The sequence below is a fragment of the Simplicispira suum genome (genome assembly GCF_003008595.1).
In the GTDB taxonomy this organism is placed as follows: Bacteria; Pseudomonadota; Gammaproteobacteria; order Burkholderiales; family Burkholderiaceae_C; genus Simplicispira; species Simplicispira suum.
This window is the reverse complement of sequence record NZ_CP027669.1, coordinates 1,928,289-1,952,305: the sequence shown is the minus strand read 5'-3', so window position 1 is coordinate 1,952,305 and position 24,017 is coordinate 1,928,289. Positions and strand designations below refer to the sequence as shown.

Below are 24,017 nucleotides of genomic sequence, written 5' to 3'. Positions count from 1 at the left end.
CGTGACAGGGTCGCCCTATTGCGCGAGGATTTTCGGTCCGTATGGCATGCCATCCAACACGCTCGGTCTTCCGTACCGATGACGTGATGCGTGTCACCCGTATCCGCTCAGCGAGCACAGGCCCGATGGCGGCGAATCAGGACAAAGCTGCGTCGGCCCTGCAACAGCGCTGCGGCCCTCATATCTCGATTTTTGAGCCCAGCTCCACCACTGCGTTGTTGGGAAGATTCAGAAAATCCGCTGCGGCCCCCGCGTTGTGGTGCATTTGCGCAAATAGCTTTTCACGCCAGGGAGCCATGCCACTGCCAATCGTGGGAATGACCGTATCGCGCGACAGGAAATAGCTGGTCGTCATTGGCTCCAAATCACAACCTCGCCCACGCAGCAGCTGCAAGGCGCGGGGCACGTCGGGGTCGTTCTTGAATCCATAGTGAATGACCACCTGCCAGCAGTCGTGTCCCAGGGAATCCACCTGCAGGCGCCCGTCGAGGCCGATCCAAGGTACCTCGTGGTTATGGACCGTGACGAACAGATTGGTGCTATGCAGCACCTTGTTGTGCTTGAGATTGTGCAGGAGCGCATTGGGGACCGTCCCGGCTTCTGCACTCAAGAACACGGCCGTTCCATCCACGCGAGTGGGCGGGTTGATGAACACCGATTCGAGAAAATCAGGCAAGGCGATGGCATCGCTGCGCAGTTTTTCGTTAAGCAGGCGGCGCCCCTCCTTCCAGGTGGTCATGAGTGTGAAGACGATGCCGCCGATCATCAGCGGGAACCAACCACCTTGAAAGAGCTTGAGCAGGTTCGATGTAAAGAAGGCCAGATCAACAACGAAGAAAAAGCTTGTCGCACCCAGGCAAAGGGCCAATGGGTAGTGCCAGCCGAACCGAAGCACAAAAAACGTCAAGACCGTCGTGATCAGCATATCGAGCGTCACCGCGATGCCATAAGCCGACGCGAGGTTGCTGGAAGAGCGAAACAGGACCACGGCCAGCACGATGGCCACAAAAAGGCCCCAATTGACGAACGGCAGGTAAATCTGCCCAGTGTCTCGCACGCTCGTATGCTGGATGTTGAGTCGCGGCAGATAGCCGAGCTGAATCACCTGCTTGGTCACGCTAAAGGCGCCGGTAATCAATGCTTGAGAAGCGATAACGGTAGCCATGGTGGCAAGCAACACCAGCGGCACCAATGCCCAGTCGGGCGCCATCATGTAGAACGGGTTCTTGACGGCTTCGGGATGCGCCAAGAGCAGGGCACCCTGGCCGAAATAGTTCAGCGTCAGTGCCGGCATGACTACGGCAAACCAGGCAATGCGGATGGGCAATTTACCAAAATGCCCCAGGTCCGCATACAGCGCCTCCGCACCGGTCACGCACAGCACCACCGCGCCCAGAATCACGAAACTGGTTCCCGGATTGGCGAAGATGAAGCGCAAAGCATGGTGCGGGCTGAGCGCCCAGAGGATCTCCGGATGGGTAAGGATGTGCGAAACGCCCAATGCTGCAATGGTCAGCAACCAGACCAGCGTGATCGGTCCAAAAAACTTGCCAATGCCGCCGGTGCCCCTCTTCTGCACAAAAAACAGGCAGAACAACACCAACAGGGTCAATGGAATCACGTACTCGGTGAACTGCGTGGAGACCACTTCCAGGCCTTCCACAGCCGAAAGTACCGAAATGGCCGGCGTGATCACGCCATCGCCATAGAACAAGGAGGTTCCAAAGATACCCACGCCGAGCAAAACCTGGCGCAATCGGGGCTTGTCCAGTACCGCCTGCGAGGCCAGGGCCAGCATGGCTACCAAGCCACCTTCACCGTTGTTGTCCGCGCGCAGCACCAGCACCACGTACTTCAGGGAGACGATGACGGTCAGCGTCCAGAAAAAAATCGACAGGATGCCGTAGATGTTGTCCTGGGTGAAAGGCACATAGCCAGAGCCGAAAACTTCTTTGACGGCGTAGAGGACGCTGGTGCCTATGTCGCCATACACCACGCCAATGGCGGCAAGGGTCAGGGCCGATAGAGAAGATTTCGAGCTTTGCACAAACAGGGCGACAGCAAAGGCGCTTTCAGGCGCCCCGCCACCTCAGGAGATCGGGCCGGTCATTCTGCGCCGGACTGCGGTTATGCGAACATGCCCATCGCGCCGCGTTCTACTTCGATTGCAATTTGTTGCAAAGCCGCCACGCAGTGCTCAATCGTAGATTTCGGCATCCGGGTTGGTGGCTTCGAGTTCGTAGCTGGCAGCCAGCATGGCGAGTCGGGCCACCACGCCGTACATATAGAAGCGGTTGGGCGCGCTGGCGCCTGGTCGCGCACCCAATTGGGGCATGTGCGTGCTTTGGTCAAAGGCCAAGGGGACAAAGGCTGCTCCGGGCGCATTCAGGTTTTCGTCCACGCCGCGGTCCGGATGCATCCGGTAGAAGCCCCCGACGACATAGCGATCCATCATGTAGACCACGGGTTCCGCCACGGCGCCGTTGAGGCGCTCCTGGGTCAGCACGCCTTCCTGAACGATAACGTCGTGCACCAGCTGACCATCCTTGACCACGGCCAGCTTGTTGCGCGTCTTGCGATTGAGCGCTTCCAGATCCTTGGGGTCGCGCACCGTCATGACGCCCATGCCGTAGGTGCCGTTGTCGGCCTTGACAACCACAAAGGGCTTTTCCTTGATGCCGTATTCCTTGTACTTGCGCCGCACCTTGCCAAGGACGGCATCCACTTGGACCTGCACCGCGTCCAGACCCTGCTGCGTGCTGTAGTCCACGTCGCTGCATTTGCCAAACAGCGGATTGATCAGCCAGGGGTCGATGCCAAGAACCTTGCCAAACCGTTTGGCAACTTCTTCGTAGCTGCGAAAATGCGTGCTCTTGCGTCGCACGGTCCAGCCTGCGTGCAGCGGCGGCAGCAGATACTGCTGGTGCAGATCTTCAAGAATACCGGGCGCGCCAGCAGACAGGTCGTTGTTAAGCAAGATGGTGCAAGGATCGAAGTGCTTGAGGCCCAGGCGCCCCCGCGTGCGCACCACGGGTTCGAGCGTCAGGCTCTCTCCGTGAGGCAGCTCAATCACCGTGGACTTCTTCACGTCCGGGCTCACCGAACCTATCCGGACATTGAGCCCAGCCATATTGAAGATGCGCTGCAGCTGCGCCAGATTGCTCAGGTAGAAACTGTTGCGCGTGTGGTTCTCTGGAATGATGAGGAGGTTGCGCGCTTCCGGGCAGATCTTTTCAATTGCCGCCATGGCGGCTTGCACGGCCAGCGGGAGCATCTCAGGCGTGAGGTTGTTCCAGCCACCCGGAAACAGGTTGGTGTCCACAGGCGCAAGCTTGAAGCCGGCATTGCGGATATCTACCGACGTATAGAACGGCGGCGTGTGCTCCATCCATTCCAGGCGAAACCAGCGCTCCGTCGCCGGCATCGAGTCGATGACGCGCTGCTCAAGTTCGTTGATGGGCCCCGTAAGGGCGGTGATGAGATGCGGAACCATGCGGAGCCTTGCAAAGGGGATCGGGCGATTGTAGAAGTGCAGCCAGCGCTCAGCGACGCCAGAAGGCAGGCGTCAGCAGGGCAAGGAAACTCAGGATCTCCAGCCGCCCAAGCACCATCGCCAGGGTACAGACCCACACCTGGAAATCGGTGAGCACCGCGTAGGTCGAGGTCGGTCCAACCGCGCCCAGGCCCGGCCCCATGCAGTGCAGACTCGCCATCACCGCGCTAAAAGCCGTCACCGGGTCCAGATCCGTCAGCATCAACACCATGCTGAGAAGAATGAGCGTGGCCGCGTACACCAACATGAACGCCAGTACGGAGAAAATCATGGGGCTGCCGACAACCCGCCCACCAAGACGCACCGGTTGCACAGCATTGGGGTGCACCAGACGAGTAAGTTCGCGCTGCGCCTGCTTGAACAGAATCAGCATGCGCACCATCTTGATGCCACCGCCTGTGGAGCCGGCGCTGGTGGCCACGCCCGAGAGCATCAGCATCATCACCGGCGCAAACACCGGCCAACCCAGATAGTCGCTGCTTGCGTAGCCGGTGGTGGAAGCAACTGAAATGGTGTGAAACAAGCCCTGGCGCAGCGCCTCGACGGGAGCGTAAACGCCCTTGATCCAGAGCAGCAAGCCAATGAACAGGCCCACCCCGACCAGCGTTCCCAGCGTAGCCCGCATCTCGGGGTCACTCATGAATTCGCGCACGTGGCCTTTGCGCATGGCGATGAAGTACAGCGCAAAGTTGCAGCTCGCAAGCAGCATGAAGCCCACCGCGATCCATTCCAGCAGCGGTGAGCGGAAATGGCCAAAACTTGCATCGTGGGACGACATCCCGCCCAAGCTCACAGTGCTGAACATGTGCATCAAAGCGTCGAGTGGCTCCATTCCGGCCAGCCAATAGGCGAGCACGCACGCGAGCGAAAACGTGCCGTACACGCCCCAGAGCCCCTTGGCCGTTCCGGTCATGCGCGGGGTGAGCTTGGTATCGCGCACCGGGCCGGCTGCTTCGGCCTTGAAGAGCTGGCTGCCGCCTACACCCAACATGGGCAGCACCGCCACGGCCAGCACCAGAATGCCCATGCCGCCAATCCATTGCAGCAGCGTGCGCCAGACATTCACCGAAACCGGTAGCGCGTCGAGTCCGGTGAAAATCGTCGCGCCAGTGGTGGTCAGGCCAGAGACCGCCTCAAAGTACGCATGCGTGAACGAAATGGGCCGGCCTGCCAGTCCACACGCCAAAGTGAGCGGCAGCGAAGCCACCAGCGGCAACAGCGACCAGGCAAGCGACACCAGCATGACACCATGGCGTGGCAGCAGCTCGCGCTGGTAACGACGCAGGCCGAAGGTGAGCGCGGAGCCGCTCACCAAGGCGACTGCCATGGCAATCGGATATACCTGCCAAACGCCGTCCTGCTGGTGCAAAGACACCGCCAGGGGAACTCCCATGGCCAGAGCGAACAGCATGACCAGCATGCCAAGCACCCGCAGAACCGGTAGCACGTCGGACATGGCGCTCAGAAGAAGGTCGCGCTGACGCGAAAAAGCTTTTCCACATCGCCCACCAAGCGCTTGTGCGGCAGAAAGAACACGACATGGTCGCCCTGCTCAATCACGGTGTCGCTGTGCGGAATGATGACCTCTGGCGGCTGCTCGGCTGCCACGCCGACGTCCACCAGGCCGCGCACGATCAAGCCCATGTGCACATCGGTCGGCAAGCGCAACTCCTTAACCCTGCGGCCTACCACCCGCGAACTCTTGCGGTCGCCGCGCGCCACCATTTCCAGCGCTTCAGCGACGCCTCGGCGCAGACTGTGCACCGCCTGCACGTCGCCGCGGCGCACATGGGCCAGCAGTTCGCCCAGCATGGCTTGGGCGGGCGAGAGCGCGATGTCGATTTGCGTGCCGTGCATCAGATCGGCATAGCTGCGCCGGTTGATCAGCGCCAGCACCCGGCGCGCGCCCATGCGCTTGGCGAGCAGGGCTGCCATGATGTTGTTCTCATCGTCATTGCTGAGCGCGAGGAACAGGTCCACGTCCTCGATGGTCTCGGCCGCCAGCAGGTCTTCGTCGGTCGCCTCGCCATGCAGCACCAGTACTTCGGACGGCAGCATCGACGCCAGTTCGACGCTGCGCTCGGCATCTTCCTCGAATATCTTGACGTGAAAACGGCCCGGCTCTTGCCCCAGTTGCTGAGCCAGGCGCAGGCCTACGGCGCCGCCACCGGCAATCATCACCCGGCGCACCGTGCGGGTCACGTGCCCCACGGGCCGGTGCAGGCCGCGCAGCACCTGCGCGATGTTCTCGCTGGCGGAGAGCGCAAACACCTCGTCCGCCGCCTCAATGCGCGTTTCGCCATCGCAGGCAACAAAACGATCGGGCTCGTCCGGAAAGCGCCGGTACAAGGCGACGATGCGCATGGCCAGGTCCGGCATGCTGGCGCGGATCGCGCCAATCGTATTGCCGACCATGGGTGCGCCTGCGCGTGCACGCGTCGAGACCAGGCAGGCGCGGCCACCAGCAAACTCGCGCACCTGCATGGCCTCCGGGTACTCAATGAGCTTGCCGATGTAGCGCGTGAGCGACTCTTCCGGGCAAATGATGCGGCTGACACCAAAGCCTTCGTTGCTGGTCAGCGCTTCGCTGTCGAAACCCGCAGAGCGCACACGGGCAATGCGTGTCGGAATGTTGAACAGGAGTTGCGCCACTTTGCAGCACACCAGATTCGTTTCGTCCTGCGCCGCGCAGGCAATCAAAAGGTCGGTATCTCTCGCCCCGGCCTCGGCCAGCACACTGGCCTCGATGCCATTGCCGACCACACCGCGCAAGTCAAAGCGCGACTCAAGTTCGCGCACCCGCCGCGCGTCAATATCAATGACGGTGATGTCGTTGCGCTCGGACACCAAGCTCTCCGCCACGCTGCAGCCGACGCGGCCGGCGCCGAGGATGATGATTTTCATGCTTGCCTGCGGCTGCTCAGCCGCGCACCTCGCCCTGGCCCAAGACCACCCATTTGAGCGAGGTCAAGCCTTCGATGCCCACCGGGCCGCGGGCGTGGAATTTGTCGGTGCTGATGCCGATTTCCGCGCCCAGGCCGTACTCGAAGCCGTCGGCAAACCGCGTGCTGGCGTTCACCATGACGCTGGCCGAATCGACCTCACGCAAAAACTGCTGGGCATGCAGGTGGTCGCGCGTGAGGATGGCGTCGGTGTGGTGGCTTGAATAGCGGTTGATGTGGGCGATGGCCTCGTCCACACCTGCCACCACCTTGATGCTGATGACCGGCGCCAGGTATTCCTCGGCCCAGTCCTGCTCGGTGGCGGGGACCAGTTTTGCTCCTGAAATAGGAGCTAACAACGCCATGGATTCAGCGCAAACCCGCATTTCGACCTGTTTTTTCGCGAAGACGGCGCCGATGCGCGGCAAAAACTCCGGCGCCACCGCGCGGGCCACCAGCAGGCTTTCGCTTGCGTTGCAGGGGCTGTACTTCTGCGTCTTGGCGTTGTCCACCACGCGCAGCGCCATATCGAGGTCGCAAGGATCGTCGACGTAGCTGTGGCAGTTGCCGTCCAGGTGCTTGATCACCGGCACCTTTGCGCCGGCACTGATGCGCTCGATCAGCCCCTTGCCACCGCGCGGGATGATCACGTCCACAAACGCTGGCATGGCAATGAGCTGGCCCACGGCTTCGCGGTCGGTGGTCTGCACCAGTTGCACCGCGTCCTGCGGCAGGCCGGCGGCCTGCAGCGCCTGCTGCACCAGCAGCGCCAGCGCCCGGTTGGACTCGATGGCCTCGGAGCCACCGCGCAGGATCGCTGCGTTGCCGCTTTTGATGGCCAGACTCGCTGCCTCGATGGTGACGTTGGGCCGGCTCTCGTAAATCATGCCGAAGACGCCAATCGGTACGCGCATGCGGCCCACGCGGATGCCGCTGGGCTGTTGGTTCATCCCCACAATTTCGCCAATGACGTCTGGCATGGCAGCGAGCTGCTCGCAGCCCTGCGCACAGGTTTCCAGCACTTGGTCGGTCAATTTCAGGCGATCCACCATGGGCTCGGCCAGGCCGGCGGCGCGAGCACGCGCCAAATCGAGGGAATTGGCCTCTTTCAGCTGCGGCGCCTGCGCACGCAACTGGCTGGCCAAGCTTCTGAGCGCAACATTTTTGATAGCTGCTGACGCTGATGCCATAAGCGCTGAAGCCACTTTTGCCTGCAAACCCAGCGTCTGGACGTATTCGGTGACGTTAAGAGCGTTCATGGCCAGGATTCTGGCAGAAGGGCCGGACCAGGGCCGTGCGGCGCGCCTACCGTGATGGGGCGCGGCGTCCGACAAGGCCACCCGCACACTCTGCCTAGGATGGCTCTTTTGCCATCCAACGGAGAGTTTCCATGAGCGTCGCCAAAGTAATTGAAGTCAGTTCCACCAGCAAGACCAGCTTCGAAGATGCCATTGCCCAGGGCATTGCCAATGCCTGCCAGGACGCGTCCCAGGTGCGCGGTGCGTGGATCAAGGAGCAAAAGGTGACGGTGGAAGGCGGCCGCATCACCGCTTACCGGGTGAACATGCAGGTCACATTCGTCGGCGGCGCGAAGGGCTGACTCCTGCCTTATTGAGGGCCTCTGCAGACGCGGGTGCATTGCAGCGCTAGCCGGTGCAATGCTTCCCAGGCGTCCTGCGGCCAATCGGGCACCTTGAGACCCTTGACGATGCCGTCCACCAGGTGGGCGGATTGCAGCAAACGCCCCGCAGCAGATGGCGCCAGGTGGCCGAGCACGCGCTCGTACAACTTCTCCTTGGCGCCCCAGACGCGCGCCTCGCGCAGCGCCATGGGCAGCGGACGCCCCGCGGCCATCGCATCGGCAATGCGCTTGAGCGCGCGGATGTCGTCCGACAACGCCCAATGCACCAGCACCGCCGCCGTGCCTTCGGCTTCCAAGCCGTCGAGCATGCGCTGCACACGCAGCACCTGGCCTGCCAGAACCGCCTCGCTGAGCTTGAACACGTCGTAGCGCGCCACGTTGAGCACGGCCGACTCGACCTGCTCCAGCGACAACTCCCCCGCCGGATGCAGCAGCGCCAGCTTCTGGATTTCCTGGTGCGCTGCCAACAGATTGCCTTCGACCCGGTCGGCAAAAAACTGCAGCGTGCGCTGGCCTGCCTCGCCCTGTGGCACCCGCTGATCCTGCAGGGCCAGGCGCTGGGCAATCCATTGGGGCAGCGCAGGCCGCTCGACCGCATCGATCTGCACTGCCACGCCGGCAGCCGCCAGCGCGCCAAACCATGCGCCCGAGCGCGTTGCCTTGTCGAGCCTGGGCATCAAGACCAGGGCCAGCGTGCTGGAGCCCGGCTCGGCCGCTGCGGCCAGTTGTTGCAAGGCCGCGCTGCCCTCCTTACCGGGTTTGCCGGAGGGCACGCGCAACTCTACCGTCTGGCGGTCTGCAAACAGGCTCAGGCTGCCGCCAGCAGCCAGCACAGCGCTCCAGTCAAACCGGGCTCCGCTTGCGACAAACACCGTACGTTCCGTATGGCCGGCAGCACGTGCTGCGGCACGCACGGCATCGGCGGCCTCTTCGATCAGCAAGGCTTCGTCGCCATGCAGCAGATACAACGGCGCCAGACCGCGCTGCAGCTGTGCGGAGAGTTGGGCCAGGGCAATTTGCATCGGGGCAAGTCTATGGCAAGGCGCTATCGCCCCCTTGCTCTGCGGCAATTCGCCAACAAGGTCTGGCCGATCGTCAATTTGGCGTACAGAAAGAGCAAACGGCGGGCTACCCCCTGCTGGCGCTCGTGCGCACAATGGCGATCTTCGCTCAAGACGCATCTGCCATCTGCCATGACCTTGTCCAACCCTGCACAGACCCTGGCGCTGATTGGCGCACCCACCGATATTGGTGCCGGCTCTCGCGGAGCGTCCATGGGCCCGGAAGCGCTGCGCGTGGCCGGGTTGCAGGCTGCACTGGAGAACCATGGGCTGGACGTGATCGACCGCGGAAACCTGCATGGCCCCGCAAACCCCTGGCAACCGCCCAGCGGTGGCTACCGCCACCTGCCCGAAGTTGTCGCCTGGAACCAGGCGGTGTTTGCTGCGGTGCTTTCCGAGCTGCAGGCGGGGCACCTGCCGGTGCTGCTCGGCGGCGACCATTGCCTGGGCCTGGGCAGCATCGCGGCAGTGGCGCGCCACTGCCATGACACCGGCAAAACGTTGCGCGTGCTCTGGCTCGACGCCCATGCCGACTTCAATACCAGCGGTCTCACCCCCAGCGGCAACCTGCACGGCATGCCCGTTGCCTGCCTGTTCGGGCTCGGCCCCGAACCCCTGACCGCACTGGCACGCCTGCCGGACGGTCGCAATGCCTTGACCCCGGCGCAGATCCGCCAGATCGGCATCCGAAGCGTGGACGCAGGCGAGAAGCGACTGGTGCGCGAGCAGGGCCTGGAGGTCTATGACATGCGCTTCATTGACGAAGTGGGCATGCGAGAGACCATGCAGCGCGCCCTGGCTGGCATGGACGATGCCACCCATCTGCACGTGAGCTTTGACGTCGACTTTCTGGACCCCGAACTCGCACCGGGCGTGGACACCACGGTGCCCGGCGGCCCGACCTACCGGGAGGCGCAACTGTGCATGGAAATGATTGCCGACAGCGGCCGCCTGGCCTCACTCGACATTGTTGAATTGAACCCGGCGCTGGACGTGCGCAACAAGACGGCGCGACTGGCGGTGGACCTGGTGGAGTCTCTGTTTGGCAAAAGCACGCTGATGCGCGAGCGGCCAGGACGCTGAAAACGCGTTGATTCAGGGTTTGACTGCGGCCAACCGGCGCAGCAGTTGCTGCACCAGATCGCTGCGCATGTTGCGGTACAGCAGCGCCTCTTCGGCTTCCTTGGCCAGGGCGATGGTTTCGTTGTAGCTGATCTCGCGCTGCTGCAGGATTTCGGTGGGGGCGATCAATTCGGTGCCGGCCTGGTTGCGCAGACGAAAACGAATACGCAGACGCAGTTCGAGTTCACGTGCCTGGCCCGACGCGTTGAAGCCGACCACCGAGCGCTCCTGCTTCTCGGAGAGCAGCTCAAACACCGCCTCGGCCTGGGGCAGCGATGCGGGATCGCTGAGCACCTGCAGCGAACCACCCGCCGTCGCCAGCGTGCGGCGCAGCTCCAGCGCCAGCAGCGACCCGGCGGGCGCACTGATGTACAGCGAGCGAAAAGCGAACTGCGGCACGCCGCGCAGGCGGAAGCCGCAGCCGGCGAGTAGCGCCGAAGACGCCAGGGTGAACAGCATGCGTCTTTGCATCTCAATTATCCATTGCGTTCGAGTCACCGACGGGCCATGAAATCGACACAGCGCAGCCCAGCAGCCGCCGCGCAAGGGCCGCCCCGCCGCGCTGGCGGCGTCCCCCTGCCCGCTGTGCGCAGCGCAGCGAGAGCGGGGGCTGAGGGGCGCGGCTCCAAGCCTGCCTGCGCAGGCTTGGACGTCCCCGAAGGGCTGCCGCCTTTGGCGGCTGCACGGAGGCGCGCAGCGCCTCAGGGGGGTGCTGCTGCATTTCAGACCACTACGTTGACCAAACGGCCCGGCACCACCACCACCCGCTTCGGATGGGCGCCGCCGGAATGCGCGACAAAGGCGTCGCTTGCCAGCGCCAGGCGCTCAATCTCGGCCTTGTCGGCCTTTGCCGGCACGCGCACACTGCCGCGCAGTTTGCCGTTGACTTGCAGCACCAGTTCCACTTCACTTTGCACCAGTGCCGCCGGATCGACTTGTGGCCAGGGGGCGTCCAGCAGATCACCCAGTACGCCGGCATAGCCAAGCTGACTCCAAAGGCCATGCGCGATGTGCGGCGTGGCCGGGTAGAGGCAGCGCAGCAGAATGCCAAAGCCTTCCACCAGCGCCACCTGACCGCCAGCGGAGTCGCTCGCCTTAAAGTCGAGCGGCGACGGGCCGCCCCTAGCCGCGAGGGCCCCCTCGGGGGGCAGCGAGGACACACACGTGTCGAGCGTGGGGGCAAAGCTCTCCAGGGCGTTGATCATCTTCATCGCGCCCGAGACCACGGTGTTGTACTGCATGCGCTGGTAGTCGTAATCCACCTGCTTGAGCACGGTGTGGATCTCGCGACGCAGGGCCTGGGCTTCATCGCCAAATTTGATATCTTTTAGGCCTCTAGCGCTTGTTGCTATTACGCTGGCAGCTTCGATATCCATAGTAGACAACTTCATGCCGAAATTCCACACCCGGCGCAGGAAGCGGTAGCTGCCTTCGACGGCCGCGTCGTTCCATTCCAGTGTGGCCTCGGGCGGCGCCGTGAACATGGTGTAGAGGCGGGCGGTGTCGGCGCCGTATTTTTCAATGAGGTCCTGCGGATCAACGCCGTTGTTCTTGGACTTGGACATGGTGCCCACGCCCTCGTAGTCAATGGCCGTGCCCACGGGCAGATCACCCACGGCCTTGATCAGCCGGGCGCCGATGACCTTGCCGTCGTCATCGAGCACATGTTCGACGTCGTGAGGCCAGAAATACTCCTTGCCGCCCTTGTCGGTGCGATGCGAGTAGATGTGGTTGAGCACCATGCCCTGGGTCAGCAGCTTGGTGAAGGGTTCGTCGACTTTGACCAACCCCAGATCGCGCATGACCTTGGTCCAGAAGCGCGCGTACAACAGGTGCAGGATGGCGTGCTCAATACCGCCGATGTACTGGTCCATCGGCATCCAGTAGTCGGCGCCGTTCGCCACCATGGCATCGCCGTTCTTCGGGTCGCAGTAGCGCATGAAGTACCAGGAGCTGTCCACGAAGGTGTCCATGGTGTCGGTTTCGCGCCGCGCCGCTTTGCCACAGACAGGACAGGTCACCCCGGCGTGAAAACCCTCGTGCTTGTGCAGCGGGTTGCCCGAGCCGTCGGGAATGCAGTCGCGCGGCAGCACCACGGGCAGGTCCTGCTCCGGCACCGGGACCGCACCGTGCTCATCGCAATGGATGATGGGAATGGGCGTTCCCCAATAGCGCTGGCGCGAGATGCCCCAGTCGCGCAGGCGCCAGGTGGTCTTTTTGGCGCCCAGGTCTTTTTGCACCAGAGCGTGCGCCACCGCGTCGACAGCGTCCTTGTAGCTCAGGCCGCTGAAGTTGTCGGAATTGACCGTGACGCCGCGCTGCTTGTCGGCGTACCAGTCCTGCCAGCGGTGGAAATCGTAGGTTTCCCCGTCGACCAGCACCACCTGCTTGATTTCCAGACCGTACTTCAGCGCGAAGGCAAAATCACGCTCGTCGTGCGCCGGCACGCCCATCACCGCGCCGTCGCCGTAGCCCATGAGCACGTAGTTGCCGACCCACAGATCCACCGGTTTTCGCGTCAGTGGGTGCTGCACGACCAGGCCGGTGCGCATGCCCTTTTTCTCCTGCGTGGCCAGTTCGGCTTCGGTGGTTCCGCCGCTTTTGCAGTCTTCGATAAAGGCCGCCAGCTGCGGGTTGTTCTGCGCCGCATGCGCAGCCAGCGGATGCTCGGGGGCCACCGCGCAGAAGGTGACGCCCATGATGGTGTCCGCCCGGGTGGTGAACACGTACATGCGGCCACCACCGATCAGCTCACCGCCCTCGCCGCGAATGGCGTGCGGGAAAGCAAAGCGCACGCCCTCGCTCTTGCCAATCCAGTTCTCCTGCATCAGCTTGACGCGGTCCGGCCAGCCGGGAAGCTTGTCGCCGGCGACGAAGTCGAGCAGTTCATCGGCGTATTCGGTGATCTTCAGGTAATAGCCGGGGATCTCGCGCTTTTCCACCACCGCGCCCGTGCGCCAGCCCTTGCCGTCGATCACCTGCTCGTTGGCCAGCACGGTCTGGTCCACCGGGTCCCAGTTGACGGTCTGGGTCTTGCGGTAGGCGACGCCCTTTTCCAGCATCTTCAGAAAGAGCCACTGATTCCACTTGTAGTACGTTGGGTCGCAGGTAGCCACTTCGCGGCTCCAGTCGATGGCCAGGCCCATAGCCTGCATCTGCTGCTTCATGTAGGCGATGTTGTCCAGCGTCCACTGCGCGGGCGGCACGCCGTTTTTCATGGCCGCGTTCTCTGCCGGTAGGCCAAAGGCGTCCCAGCCCATGGGCATGAGCACGTTGTAGCCATTCATGCGCAGGTAGCGCGTGAGCATGTCGTTGATGGTGTAGTTGCGCACATGGCCCATGTGCAGCTTGCCACTGGGGTAGGGCAGCATGGAGCAGGCGTAGAACTTCTTTTTGCTCGCGTCTTCGATCACGCGGTAAGCGTCGTTCGCGCTCCAGTGCGCCTGCGCGGCGCGCTCGACGTCGGAGGGTTGGTATTTGGTGTCCATGGAAGCCCGAAAAGAGTGAGAGGCAGCCGCAAACCGCTGCGTTGCAGGGATTTTAGGCGCTGCCTGCGTCGGCAGCAGCACCAGCTCAGTGAGCAGCGGCCGGTGGCGCAGTTTCGGCAACGAACGCGATGCGCGCGAGCCCGGCCGTATGCGCCAGCCCCATCAGCTCCACCACCCGGCCATAGGGCACGGCTGCGTCGGCGCGCAACTGGATTTCGGTCTCTGGCCGCGTGGCCGCTACGTCGGCCAGGCGCTCGCCCAACACTGCGTCACTCAGTTGCGCGCCATCCAGGCGCAATTGTCCCGAGCGGTCCAGCTCCAAGAGCAGCGACGGGCCACTGACGCCAGGCACCGCAGCCTGAGCGCGGGGCAGATCCAGGCGCAAGGAACCCGCCAGAAGGGGCGCGGTCAGAATAAAGATCACCACCAGCACCAGCATCACGTCGACCAGCGGCGTGACGTTGATGTCGCTCATGGGGCGCGCGGGGATGCTGCGTGCAAGCCGCCCGAATGCCATGTTCAGGCCTCGGGCGCGCTGGCGCAGAGTTCACGCAAATCGTGCGCAAAACCTTCCAGTTCGCCCTCGAGCCGCCCAACGGTGCGGCCCAGAACGTTGTAGCCCAGCACCGCAGGAATCGCGACGGCGAGCCCGGCAGCGGTCATGATCAATGCTTCACCCACCGGACCGGCCAAGCGCTCAACGCTGATCTGTCCCGCTCCAGCCATGGCGGCGAGCGCGTGGTAGATGCCCCAGACCGTGCCGAGCAATCCGACAAAAGGCGCAGTGGCACCCACGGTGGCCAGCACCACTTGGCCATATTGAAGGCGCGCGGTACCGGCGTTCAGCGCGCCGCGCAGCAATCGCGTGGCATGGGCCAGCGCAGGTTCCTGCAGCGCAGTGCCGCCTGTGCGGATCTCAGGGCGTGCCCGTGCCATGTCAGCCGCCACCACCAAAGGCAGCACCAGCGATTCGCGATCGAACGCTGCTACGGCCGCATGGGCCTGCGGCCAGTCGGGGGCTTGCCAAAAGGCGGCCAGGCTGCGGGCCAGGTCGGCGCTGGCCCGGCTCAGCAGGCGCGTTTTCCATAGCATGATGACCCAGCTCGCGACGGACATGAGGAGCAGCACCAGCGCTGCCGTCTGGGTCACGGCGTCGCCGCTGCGCCACCAATGCACGAAGTTCATGAAAACTCAGCGCAGTCCAAGCACATCGAACATATCGAACATGCCTGCGGTGCGCCCGCGCAGAAAGCGCACTGCGCGCAGGCTGCCCTGCGCGTAGGTGGTGCGGCTGGCCGATTTGTGCGTGATTTCGATGCGCTCGCCGGTCCCCGCAAAAAGCACCGTGTGGTCGCCCACGATATCGCCGCCGCGAATGGTGGCAAAACCGATGGACGAGGGGTCGCGCTCGCCCGTCACGCCCTCTCGCGCATACACGGCGCAGCCTTTCAGGTCGCGCCCGAGCGCGTTGGCCAGCACTTCGCCCATTTTCAGTGCCGTGCCCGATGGGGCATCGACCTTGTGGCGGTGGTGCGCCTCGATCACTTCGATGTCGTAGCCGGTGGACAGCGCACGCGCCGCCATGTCCAGCAGCTTGAGGGTGACGTTGACGCCCACGCTCATGTTGGGCGCCATCACGATGGCAATGCGTTCGGCATGCCCGGCGATTTCCGCCTTCTGCGCGTCGGAAAACCCGGTGGTGCCTACCACGGCCTGCACGCCGTGGCGAGCGCAAGCCTTGAGATGGGCCAGCGTTCCCTCTGGGCGGGTGAAGTCGATGAGCACATCGGCGGTAGCCAGGCCGAGGTCGAGGTCTGCAGTGATCGGCACGCCGCTGGCGTAGCCCAGAAACGCGGTGGCGTCGGAACCAATGCCTGGACTCACCGACACATCGAGGGCGCCGGCCAACACGCAGTCGTCGCTGTCGCGGATGGCTTCGATCAGCATGCGTCCCATGCGGCCACTGGCGCCGGCCACCGCAACACGGATCGGAACAGGAGAGGAGTCGGACACAGAGTTCGCCATCGGTAATCCAAATTCAAAAGATGCGCCGCAGTGCGCGCAGCGCTCAGCGCGTCGTGGGTTCGAGCGGCGGGTAAGTGCGAGCAGGCACACTCTGCGCCAGCCCATCCGTCTCGACAGCCTTGCGGTCCGGGGTTTGTACGGGATAGCGCGCCAATTGCTGTTCGGTGGCTTCGAGCGTCGGTACCTTGCCTTTGCCCTTGCGCGATTGCAACGAGGCGACGAATTCGCTCTCGGTGGGCATCTCGTCGCCCTCATGGCGCTCCAGCACGTCGCCCTTGAAAAACACCGTCAGCTTGCGCGTCTGCGCTTCGAGACCAGGGCGTTTGAGCGTGAAGACATAGTCCCAGCGGTCATCATGAAACAGGCTGGTGAGCAAGGGGGTTCCGAGGATTTCCCGCACCTGCTGGCGCCCCATGCCGGGCTGCAGCGCCTGCACCTGCTCACGCGAAACGAAATTGCCCTGCACCACCTCGACGCGGTACGGGTGGACCATGTTGGCGATCGATGTGCTGGCACCGTTAAAGGCGCTGCACCCTGCAAGCAGGGCGCCTAAGCACAGGAGAGAGCCCAGGCGGGCACTGCGATGGGCTGGGGCGGACATGGGCGGGGGGCTTGAGGCTATGATCAGTCGATTGTAGCGACAGGGCTCAGTACCCATGCTGCCTGGTCACCCGCCGCAGGAACGGCGGCGCACGAAGGACTTTTGCCATGACCAACATTGATGAGCTCAAGAGCACCGGGCTCAAAGCCACGCTGCCCCGGCTGAAGATTCTCGAAGTCTTTCAGAAGGGCGCGCAGCGACACATGACGGCAGAGGATGTGTTCCGCGTGCTGCTGGAAGACCGCTCTGATATTGGCCTGGCCACCGTGTACCGGGTGCTGACGCAATTCGAGCAAGCCGGCATCCTGCTGCGCAGCAATTTCGAAAGTGGCAAGGCCATCTACGAACTCAACGAAGGCCAGCACCACGATCACTTTGTCTGTACCACCTGCGGCAAGGTGGAAGAGTTCTACGACCCCGAGATCGAGAAGCGCCAGCAGATCGTGGCCAAGGCCAAGGGCTGGGTGGTGGAAGACCACTCGATGGCCCTCTATGGCCTGTGCGCCAGTTGCGCGCGTGCACGCGCAGCAGCAAACAAGTCCTAAGCTCCGTTGCCCTGGTCCATCGCGCGGCGGTGGCGTTCAACGAATTCCTGGTACGTATCGATGCCGCGCAACTGCAGAATGGTATTGCGCACCGCAGCTTCGACCAGCACGGCAATGTTGCGCCCGGCCACGACCTGAATCACCACCTTGAGAATCGGCACGCCAAGTACGTCCTGCGTCAGTGGCTCGTACGGCAGGCGCTCATAGTCACGCTCCAGCGTCTCCTTGCGCACCAGGTGCACGATGAGCTTGAGCCGCATCTTGCGCCGAACCGCCGTCTCGCCAAAGATGGCGCGAATGTCGAGCAGGCCAATACCGCGCACTTCCAGCAGGTTCTGCAGCAGATCCGGGCATTTGCCTTCGATGGTGGTCTGGTTGATGCGGAAAAGATCGACCGCATCGTCGGCCACCAAACCCTGCCCGCGCGAGATCAGCTCAAGCCCCAGCTCGCTTTTTCCCAGGCCCGACTCGCCGGTGATCATTACGCCCAGGCCCAGAATGTCCATGAACACGCCGTGCATGGTGAGACGATCAGCGAAATGCTTGGACAAATACGCGCGCAGCACATCGATCACGAAGGCCGACGACTCGCGTGTGGCAAACATCGGAATCTGCGCACGCTCGCACATGGACAGCAGCGCTTCGGGCGCCACTTGGCCGTCGGCGAGCACCAACACGGGAGGTTCCAGCGTGACGATGCGTGCAATGCGCCGCGTAGCGTCTTCCGGCGTTGCGTTGCTCAGGTAGTTGAGTTCACGCTCACCCAGAATCTGCGCGCGGTACGGGTGGATGTAGTTGAGGTAGCCGACCAAGTCCGCGCCCGAGCGCGCGGAGCGCACCGCCACTTCATCAAAACGCCTCTCTGAGGCCCCCAGGCCAGCCACCCACTCCCACTTCAGGTGCGCTCGAAAGGCTTCGAAGAGGACATCGGCGCTGACAACATTGGGTTTCACAGGCAGCAGCGCCAGCGCTCAGGGCGGTTCAGGCGGCCTGCGTGGACTGCCAGCTGGCGATCAGCCCGTGCAGTTCGGCGGCGTCGGTGCTGGCCTTGATGCGCTCGCGCAGAGGGGCATCGCTCAGGAGCTCGGCAATTTCCGAGAGGATTTCCAGGTGTTTCTGCGTAGCAGCCTCGGGCACCAGCAGAAAAATCAGCAAGCTGACGGGAAGTTCGTCGGGGGCATCAAAGCCAATGGGGCGTTCCAGCTGGAACACCGCGGCCATCGGCGACTTGAGGCCTTTGATCCGCCCGTGCGGAATGGCAACGCCGTGGCCCAGACCGGTGGAGCCCAGGCGTTCACGGGCAAACAGGCTGTCGGTGATCAGGGCGCGGGAGAGCCCGTGCAGGGTTTCAAATAGCAGGCCCGCTTCTTCGAAAGCACGTTTTTTGCTGGTGGCGTCAACGCTCACCAGCACTTGGGCTGAGGGCAGGATGGAAGCGAGGCGATTCATGGCGTGTCGGGAGGAATTATGCACCGCCCACGTGAGCAACCCCATAGGCGCGGAAAAGCCACAAAAAAAGCCACCCGAGGGGCGGCTTGGTCTGGCGCCTGCTGGGCACGGCGCCAAATGTGCATCAAGCCGACATCTGCGCCGGCTGCTCGCGCCGACGCGCGGCGAAATGGTGGTCTTGCAAACGGTCCTTGTGGCGCACGACCTGGCGATCGAGCTTGTCTACCAAGTCATCCACCGCCGCATACAGATCTTCGTGTGCGCTCTCTGCAAACAAATCATTGCCCTTGACGCGGATGGTGCATTCCGCGCGCTGTCGTCTTTCCTTCTCCTTTTGTTTTTCGACCGACATCAACACCTTGACGTCCACCACCTGGTCAAAGTGCCGCGTGATGCGATCGAGCTTGTTGGTGACATAGCTGCGCAATGCGGGCGTGATTTCGAGGTGGTGACCGCTGATTGTCAAATTCATAAAGAAACCTCCTGGGGCTCTGGGGAAGAACGCCACGCCTCCTGGCAGAAGGGTGGCTCGAAACCTGATTGAAGTCGCGACGAAGCCACTATGCGCGCGGCCCCAGCGCAAAGCAATGGCATTCCAGAGGCCTGCGGCGGGGTTCTCGGGCAGCACTCGCGCCAGTGCGCCAAACGGCGCACAATAGCTGGCTTGGGGTGGCGCCCCCCCAACTGCCGTGCCGTCCGCCTGGACCACTGCCCACCGGTCGACGCATAAAATCGCCATATCCTGCCCACTCTTTTTTGGGCCGGCCCCTGCCAGGCGCCAGTGCGCGCTCCACCCCCCTTCCGCCACCTCTTCCTCGCCAGACCCTCGCCCATGACTGCCATCGCCAGCCCTGCCCTGCACACCTCCACGCTCGCTTCGTTGCCCTTGCTGGCGCGCGGCAAGGTGCGTGACAACTATGCCGTCGGCGACGACCGCATCCTGATGGTGGCCAGCGACCGCCTCTCAGCCTTTGACGTGATCATGGGCGAGCCCATTCCCGGCAAGGGCGAGCTGCTGACGCAGATGGCATTGTTCTGGTTCGACAAGCTCGGCCACATTTGCCCCAACCACTTGACGGGTCAAACGCCCGAGAGCGTGGTGAGCGCAGACGAAGTGGCCCAGGTACGTGGCCGATCCATGCTGGTGCAGCGCCTGAAACCGCTGCCCGTGGAGGCTGTGGTGCGCGGGTATCTGGCCGGCAGCGGTTGGAAGGAATACCAGGCGACGCAATCAGTCTGTGGCGTCGCCCTGCCCGCCGGCCTGACCAACGCCGCGCGCCTGCCGTCCCCGATCTACACACCGGCGGCCAAGGCGGCGGCGGGCGAGCACGACGAGAACATCCGCTTTGAGCGTACCGTGGAGATGATTGGCGCCGAGCACGCAGGGCGCATCCGCGATATCAGCATGGCGCTGTACCAGGCGGCGGCAGCCATCGCGCTGGAGAAGGGCATGATCATTGCCGACACCAAGTTCGAATTCGGCCTCGCTCCCGACGGCACGCTGGTGCTGATGGACGAGGTGCTCACACCCGACAGCTCACGCTACTGGCCGGTGGAAGGCTACGAGGCCGCGCTGGCCGCTGGCGAGAATCCGCCCAGCTACGACAAGCAGTTTGTGCGCGACTGGCTGGAGCAGGCGCAGGTGGGCGGCAAGCCCTGGGACAAAACCCCGCCCGCGCCGCGCCTGCCGCAGGCCGTGATTGACAACACCGCCGCCAAATACCGGGAAGCGCTGGAACGTCTGACCGGTCGAAATATCTGAAGAAATAGCGCTATAGCGCTTACCCCATAAGCGCTAGCAGCTATTTTTTCAATAGCATTCGAATCGCTGCATTCAGTTCAGCGCCATGCTGAGCTTGCGCCGGTAGCTGTTCAGCAGCGTGGTGGCTTCGTCTTCCTGCGCACCCGCCTTGCCCATCAGCTCGATGCCGCCAGCGCTCTTGCCAGGAACGCCGGCGTCTGCCTTGGGCTTCGGGGGCGTGAGCAGCTCCAGGATGGCGACAAACGTCTTGCGCGCCGCGCCATCGTCCCAAGCCTTGTCGCGCATGATGATCTCCAGCAACTCGTCCATGGAGGCGGTCCATTGCCCCTCGGCCATCAGCACGCGCGCCTTGGCAAAGCGGGTGTCGAAATCGCGCTTGTTCTGCGCAATCAGCGCGTCGAACTGCTCCAGGGGCCAGTTGCCGCGATCGTCCTGCTGCACAAACTGCAGGGCGCCCAGCCAGTGGGACAGGGCCTCAAAACGCAGCGGACGCGGAATGCGCGCCAGCGGCTCATGCAAAAGCGCCTGTGCTTCTTCATAGGCGCCAGTGCCGATCAACAGGCGCACGTAGTCAAAACGGGCGTCGTCGTTGGCGGGGTCTGCCGCCAGGGCGTCCGCCATCTTGACCAGTGCCGCCTGGGTGTCGCCCGCGTCGAGCAATGCATGGGCCTCATCGACTTCGGCCTCGGCTTCGAGCGAAGCCTCGGATGGGACGTGCTTGTCGAGAAAGGCGCGCAGTTGCGCGGGCGGCAGTGCGCCGACAAAACCGTCCACCGGCTGGCCCTGCACGAACAAAACGCACAGCGGAATGCTGCGCGTGCCGAACATTTGCGACAACTGGCCCGCAATCTCGGGCACCTTGTCGGCGTCGAGCTTGGCCAAAACAAAGCGGCCGGCGTATTCGGTCTCCAGCAGCTCCAGCTGCGGCCCGAGCTGTTTGCAGGGACCGCACCACTCGGCCCAGACGTCCACCAACACCGGGACACGGAGCGAGGCGGTGATGACTTCGGCTTCAAAATTGACTAGGGTTACATCGATCATGGGAATCGTTTTCCAAGGGCGGTGGGGCGGGCACGCCGCCCCAAAAGTAAAATTGCGGGTTCACTCTAGCGCAGACCCGCAGGTACTGCGCCTCAAGACACTATGACAAGCCTTCAGATCGGCGTCGTCATGGGTTCCAGCAGCGACTGGGACACCATGCAACATGCAGTCGAGATTCTCAGTCAATTCGGGATCGCCTACGAGGCGCAGGTGGTTTCAGCCCACCGCATGCCCGACGACATGTTCGCCTACGCCGAGGCCGCAGCCGGGCGCGGCCTGCAAGCCATCATTGCCGGCGCGGGCGGTGCGGCGCACCTGCCGGGCATGCTGGCCGCCAAGACGCCTGTGCCGGTGCTGGGCGTGCCGGTGCCCAGCCGCCACCTGCAGGGCGTTGATTCGCTGCACAGCATCGTGCAGATGCCCAAGGGCGTTCCGGTAGCCACCTTTGCCATTGGCGCGGCGGGCGCGGCCAACGCCGCGCTGTTTGCCGTGGCCATGCTGGCCAACCACAATCCGGCGCTGCGCGAGCAGCTGCGCGTCTTTCGCAAGGCGCAGACCGAGGCAGCGCGCGCCATGCGGCTGCCGCCCGAATGAGCGCGGGCATGCTCCCCATCCTGCCTGGCGCCACGCTGGGCGTGCTGGGCGGCGGCCAGCTGGGCCGCATGTTCGTGCACGCGGCGCAGGCCATGGGCTACTTCACTGCCGTGCTCGACCCGGACCCGGCCAGCCCGGCGGGGCGCGTCAGCCACCACCACATCCAGAGCGCCTACGACGACCCCGACGGCCTGCGCCAACTGGCGGGCCTGTGCGCCGCCGTCACCACCGAGTTTGAAAACGTGCCCGCTGTGGCGCTGGCGGCGCTGGCCGGCCAGTGCACCGTCTCGCCCGCAGCCCGCGCCGTGGCCGTGGCGCAGAACCGGGCCGAGGAGAAGGCCCATTTCACCGCCTGCGGCGTGCCCTGCGCGCCGTACACGGTGATCGAGACGCCCGAGCAACTGGCCAGCGCCGACCCGTCGCTTTTTCCGGGCATCCTGAAAACCTCCCGCATGGGCTACGACGGCAAGGGCCAGGCTCGCGTGCAGACGCCCGCCGAACTGACCACCGCCTGGGACGCCATGGGCCGCGCTCCCTGCGTGCTGGAACAGCGGCTGCACCTGGCGCTGGAATGCTCGGTGATCGTCGCGCGCGGCGCGGATGGGGCCTGTGTGCACCTGCCACTGCAGCGCAATCTGCACCGGGACGGGATTCTGGCGGTGACCGAAGTTTATGAAGAAAATATGCCTCTAGCGCTTATGCAGCAAGCGCTGGCAGCTGCAAAATCAATAGCGGACGAATTGCAGTACATCGGCGTGCTGTGCGTCGAATTCTTTGTTCTGGAGGACGGACGCCTCGTTGTGAACGAAATCGCCCCACGCCCGCACAACAGCGGCCACTACAGCGTGGACGCCTGCGACGTTTCGCAGTTCGAGCTGCAGGTACGCACGCTCGCTGGTTTGCCGCTGACGCCGCCGCACCAGCACAGCGCAGCCATCATGCTCAACCTGCTGGGAGACTTGTGGTTTGCAGGCGGCGAGACGCAGCAGGAGCCTGCGTGGACGCAGGTGCTGGCCTTGCCAGGGACGCATTTGCACCTCTATGGCAAAGAGCAGGCGCGCCACGGCCGCAAAATGGGGCACCTGAATGTGACAGCGGCCAGTGCGGCTGCAGCGCACAGCACGGCGTTGCAGGCGGCGGCGCTCCTTGGGCTGCCGGCTTTCTGAGAGCGCAGCGATGATCCTCGACGGCAAGCTCCCCGATTCCATCGTCCAGGCCGCGCAAGCGCTGCGCAGCGGCGCCCTGGTGGGCCTGCCCACCGAAACCGTCTACGGGCTGGCCGCCGACGCGGACAGCGATGGCGCCGTGGCGCAGGTGTTTGCCACCAAGGGACGGCCGAGCGATCACCCGCTGATCGTGCACGTGGCAAGCGCCGACGCGCTCCAGCACTTCGCCCGCGAGGTGCCGGATTTCGCTCAAGCGCTGGTCAATGCTTTCTGGCCCGGCCCGCTCACCGTGATCCTGCCGCGCCGCGCTGAAGTGGCCGCAGCCGCCGCCGGCGGCCAGGACAGCATCGGCCTGCGCTGCCCGGCGCACCCCGTGGCCCAGGCCTTGCTGGCCGCCTGCGCCGCGCCCTCTGCAGGCGAGCGCGCCATCGCCGGCCTGGCTGCGCCCAGCGCCAACCGCTTTGGCAGGGTCAGCCCCACCACGGCCCAGCACGTGCTGGACGAACTGGGCAACGAGCTGCTGGTGCTCGACGGCGGCGCCTGCGCCGTGGGCATTGAATCGACCATCGTCGATTGCACGCGCGGCGCCCCGGTGCTGCTGCGCCCGGGCGCCATCAGCCGCGCGCAAATCGAGGCGGTTTGCGCTCGCCCATTGCTGTCCAGAGACGATCTGCCTGCCAAGGCGCCGCGTGCGTCGGGCACGCTGGAATCGCACTACGCGCCGCAGGCGACGGTGCGCCTGATGGACGCGCGCGCGCTGCAAGCGGGCCTCGACATCCTGGGCGCGGACGCGGCCCACCTGGCGGTGTATGCCCGAGCCCCCCTGCGCAGCGCGTCGTCCCGCGTGCTGATCCGCCGCATGCCCGACGACGCCGAGGCCACCGCACAGCAGCTCTTTGCTGCGCTGCGCGGCTTCGATGATGCGGGCGTGCGCCTGATCTGGGTGGAGGTACCGCCCAACACGCCGGAATGGGAAGGCGTGCGCGACCGTCTGCAGCGCGCGGCGGCGTGAACGCACGTGGGCGT

Annotated in this window: 23 protein-coding genes; 7 read left to right on the top strand and 16 right to left on the bottom strand. The window is 64.1% G+C overall.

What is annotated here, in order from left to right:
- Positions 1–178: 178 nt before the first annotated feature.
- From C6571_RS09060 to C6571_RS09040, 5 genes are all read right to left on the bottom strand, one after another.
- Positions 179–2,047 (bottom strand): potassium transporter Kup, encoded by a 1,869-nt coding sequence (locus C6571_RS09060; protein WP_106446401.1) that lies wholly within the window; start codon positions 2,045–2,047, stop codon positions 179–181.
- Positions 2,048–2,197: 150 nt separating this feature from the next.
- Complete coding sequence (gene gshA, locus C6571_RS09055) at positions 2,198–3,493, bottom strand: glutamate--cysteine ligase (RefSeq protein ID WP_106446400.1); 1,296 nt, start codon at positions 3,491–3,493, stop codon at positions 2,198–2,200.
- Positions 3,494–3,542: 49 nt separating this feature from the next.
- Complete coding sequence (locus C6571_RS09050) at positions 3,543–5,009, bottom strand: TrkH family potassium uptake protein (RefSeq protein WP_106446399.1); 1,467 nt, start codon at positions 5,007–5,009, stop codon at positions 3,543–3,545.
- Positions 5,010–5,014: 5 nt separating this feature from the next.
- A complete protein-coding gene (trkA, locus tag C6571_RS09045) occupies positions 5,015–6,457 on the bottom strand; it encodes a Trk system potassium transporter TrkA (RefSeq protein WP_106446398.1) in 1,443 nt (480 codons plus the stop codon).
- A 16-nt stretch (positions 6,458–6,473) separates the two neighbouring features.
- On the bottom strand, positions 6,474–7,754 hold the full coding sequence (locus C6571_RS09040; protein WP_106446397.1) for a glutamate-5-semialdehyde dehydrogenase: 1,281 nt from the start codon (positions 7,752–7,754) through the stop codon (positions 6,474–6,476).
- A 131-nt stretch (positions 7,755–7,885) separates the two neighbouring features.
- Between C6571_RS09040 and C6571_RS09035 the strand changes: the two genes are divergently transcribed.
- Entirely contained in the window at positions 7,886–8,095 is a 210-nt protein-coding gene (locus C6571_RS09035; RefSeq protein ID WP_106446396.1) for a dodecin family protein, read from the top strand.
- Positions 8,096–8,103: 8 nt separating this feature from the next.
- Here C6571_RS09035 and holA read toward each other — a convergent pair whose 3' ends face one another.
- Positions 8,104–9,159 carry a DNA polymerase III subunit delta gene (gene holA / locus C6571_RS09030; RefSeq protein ID WP_106446395.1) on the bottom strand — a complete coding sequence of 352 codons (1,056 nt, stop codon included), beginning with the start codon at positions 9,157–9,159 and terminating at the stop codon, positions 8,104–8,106.
- A gap of 171 nt (positions 9,160–9,330) precedes the next feature.
- On the opposite strand from holA, the gene rocF reads away from it, so the two are divergent.
- Positions 9,331–10,281 (top strand): arginase, encoded by a 951-nt coding sequence (rocF, locus tag C6571_RS09025; RefSeq protein WP_211300719.1) that lies wholly within the window; start codon positions 9,331–9,333, stop codon positions 10,279–10,281.
- 12 nt (positions 10,282–10,293) lie between these two features.
- Here the strand turns inward: rocF and C6571_RS09020 are convergent, their stop codons facing one another.
- The 6 genes from C6571_RS09020 to C6571_RS08995 all read right to left on the bottom strand — a co-directional run bounded on the left by C6571_RS09020 (position 10,294) and on the right by C6571_RS08995 (position 16,434).
- Positions 10,294–10,791, bottom strand: a complete 498-nt coding sequence (locus tag C6571_RS09020) for an LPS-assembly lipoprotein LptE (RefSeq protein ID WP_106446394.1) — start codon at positions 10,789–10,791, stop codon at positions 10,294–10,296.
- Between the two features lie 251 nt (positions 10,792–11,042).
- Complete coding sequence (leuS, locus tag C6571_RS09015; protein WP_106446393.1) at positions 11,043–13,808, bottom strand: leucine--tRNA ligase; 2,766 nt, start codon at positions 13,806–13,808, stop codon at positions 11,043–11,045.
- An 85-nt stretch (positions 13,809–13,893) separates the two neighbouring features.
- Complete coding sequence (locus tag C6571_RS09010) at positions 13,894–14,325, bottom strand: ExbD/TolR family protein (protein WP_106446392.1); 432 nt, start codon at positions 14,323–14,325, stop codon at positions 13,894–13,896.
- Between the two features lie 2 nt (positions 14,326–14,327).
- Positions 14,328–14,993 carry a MotA/TolQ/ExbB proton channel family protein gene (locus tag C6571_RS09005; protein WP_106446391.1) on the bottom strand — a complete coding sequence of 222 codons (666 nt, stop codon included), beginning with the start codon at positions 14,991–14,993 and terminating at the stop codon, positions 14,328–14,330.
- Between the two features lie 6 nt (positions 14,994–14,999).
- Positions 15,000–15,764: a 4-hydroxy-tetrahydrodipicolinate reductase gene (gene dapB / locus C6571_RS09000; RefSeq protein ID WP_420852922.1), complete on the bottom strand. Its 765-nt coding sequence runs from the start codon at positions 15,762–15,764 to the stop codon at positions 15,000–15,002.
- Positions 15,765–15,876: 112 nt separating this feature from the next.
- Positions 15,877–16,434 carry an outer membrane protein assembly factor BamE gene (locus C6571_RS08995; protein ID WP_106446389.1) on the bottom strand — a complete coding sequence of 186 codons (558 nt, stop codon included), beginning with the start codon at positions 16,432–16,434 and terminating at the stop codon, positions 15,877–15,879.
- Between the two features lie 107 nt (positions 16,435–16,541).
- Between C6571_RS08995 and fur the strand changes: the two genes are divergently transcribed.
- Complete coding sequence (gene fur, locus C6571_RS08990) at positions 16,542–16,979, top strand: ferric iron uptake transcriptional regulator (protein WP_106446388.1); 438 nt, start codon at positions 16,542–16,544, stop codon at positions 16,977–16,979.
- On the opposite strand, the gene hprK is transcribed toward fur, so the two are convergent.
- The 3 genes from hprK to hpf all read right to left on the bottom strand — a co-directional run bounded on the left by hprK (position 16,976) and on the right by hpf (position 18,900).
- Positions 16,976–17,932: an HPr(Ser) kinase/phosphatase gene (gene hprK / locus C6571_RS08985; protein ID WP_106446387.1), complete on the bottom strand. Its 957-nt coding sequence runs from the start codon at positions 17,930–17,932 to the stop codon at positions 16,976–16,978. The two genes, fur and hprK, sit on opposite strands and share 4 nt — an antisense overlap.
- Before the next feature lie 28 nt (positions 17,933–17,960).
- On the bottom strand, positions 17,961–18,428 hold the full coding sequence (locus tag C6571_RS08980; RefSeq protein WP_106446386.1) for a PTS sugar transporter subunit IIA: 468 nt from the start codon (positions 18,426–18,428) through the stop codon (positions 17,961–17,963).
- Between the two features lie 124 nt (positions 18,429–18,552).
- Positions 18,553–18,900, bottom strand: coding sequence for a ribosome hibernation-promoting factor, HPF/YfiA family (hpf, locus tag C6571_RS08975; protein WP_106446385.1), 348 nt, complete (start codon positions 18,898–18,900; stop codon positions 18,553–18,555).
- A gap of 360 nt (positions 18,901–19,260) precedes the next feature.
- Between hpf and C6571_RS08970 the strand changes: the two genes are divergently transcribed.
- Complete coding sequence (locus C6571_RS08970) at positions 19,261–20,190, top strand: phosphoribosylaminoimidazolesuccinocarboxamide synthase (protein ID WP_106446384.1); 930 nt, start codon at positions 19,261–19,263, stop codon at positions 20,188–20,190.
- A gap of 72 nt (positions 20,191–20,262) precedes the next feature.
- On the opposite strand, the gene C6571_RS08965 is transcribed toward C6571_RS08970, so the two are convergent.
- Positions 20,263–21,231 (bottom strand): tetratricopeptide repeat protein, encoded by a 969-nt coding sequence (locus C6571_RS08965; RefSeq protein ID WP_106446383.1) that lies wholly within the window; start codon positions 21,229–21,231, stop codon positions 20,263–20,265.
- Positions 21,232–21,333: 102 nt separating this feature from the next.
- Between C6571_RS08965 and purE the strand changes: the two genes are divergently transcribed.
- From purE to C6571_RS08950, 3 genes are read left to right on the top strand one after another with little or no spacing between them, the layout of a single operon-like run.
- Positions 21,334–21,825 (top strand): 5-(carboxyamino)imidazole ribonucleotide mutase, encoded by a 492-nt coding sequence (gene purE, locus C6571_RS08960; RefSeq protein ID WP_106446382.1) that lies wholly within the window; start codon positions 21,334–21,336, stop codon positions 21,823–21,825.
- An 8-nt stretch (positions 21,826–21,833) separates the two neighbouring features.
- Positions 21,834–22,991 (top strand): 5-(carboxyamino)imidazole ribonucleotide synthase, encoded by a 1,158-nt coding sequence (locus C6571_RS08955; protein ID WP_420542631.1) that lies wholly within the window; start codon positions 21,834–21,836, stop codon positions 22,989–22,991.
- Positions 22,992–23,001: 10 nt separating this feature from the next.
- Positions 23,002–24,003, top strand: a complete 1,002-nt coding sequence (locus C6571_RS08950; protein WP_106446380.1) for an L-threonylcarbamoyladenylate synthase — start codon at positions 23,002–23,004, stop codon at positions 24,001–24,003.
- The last annotated feature ends 14 nt before the right edge of the window (positions 24,004–24,017 follow it).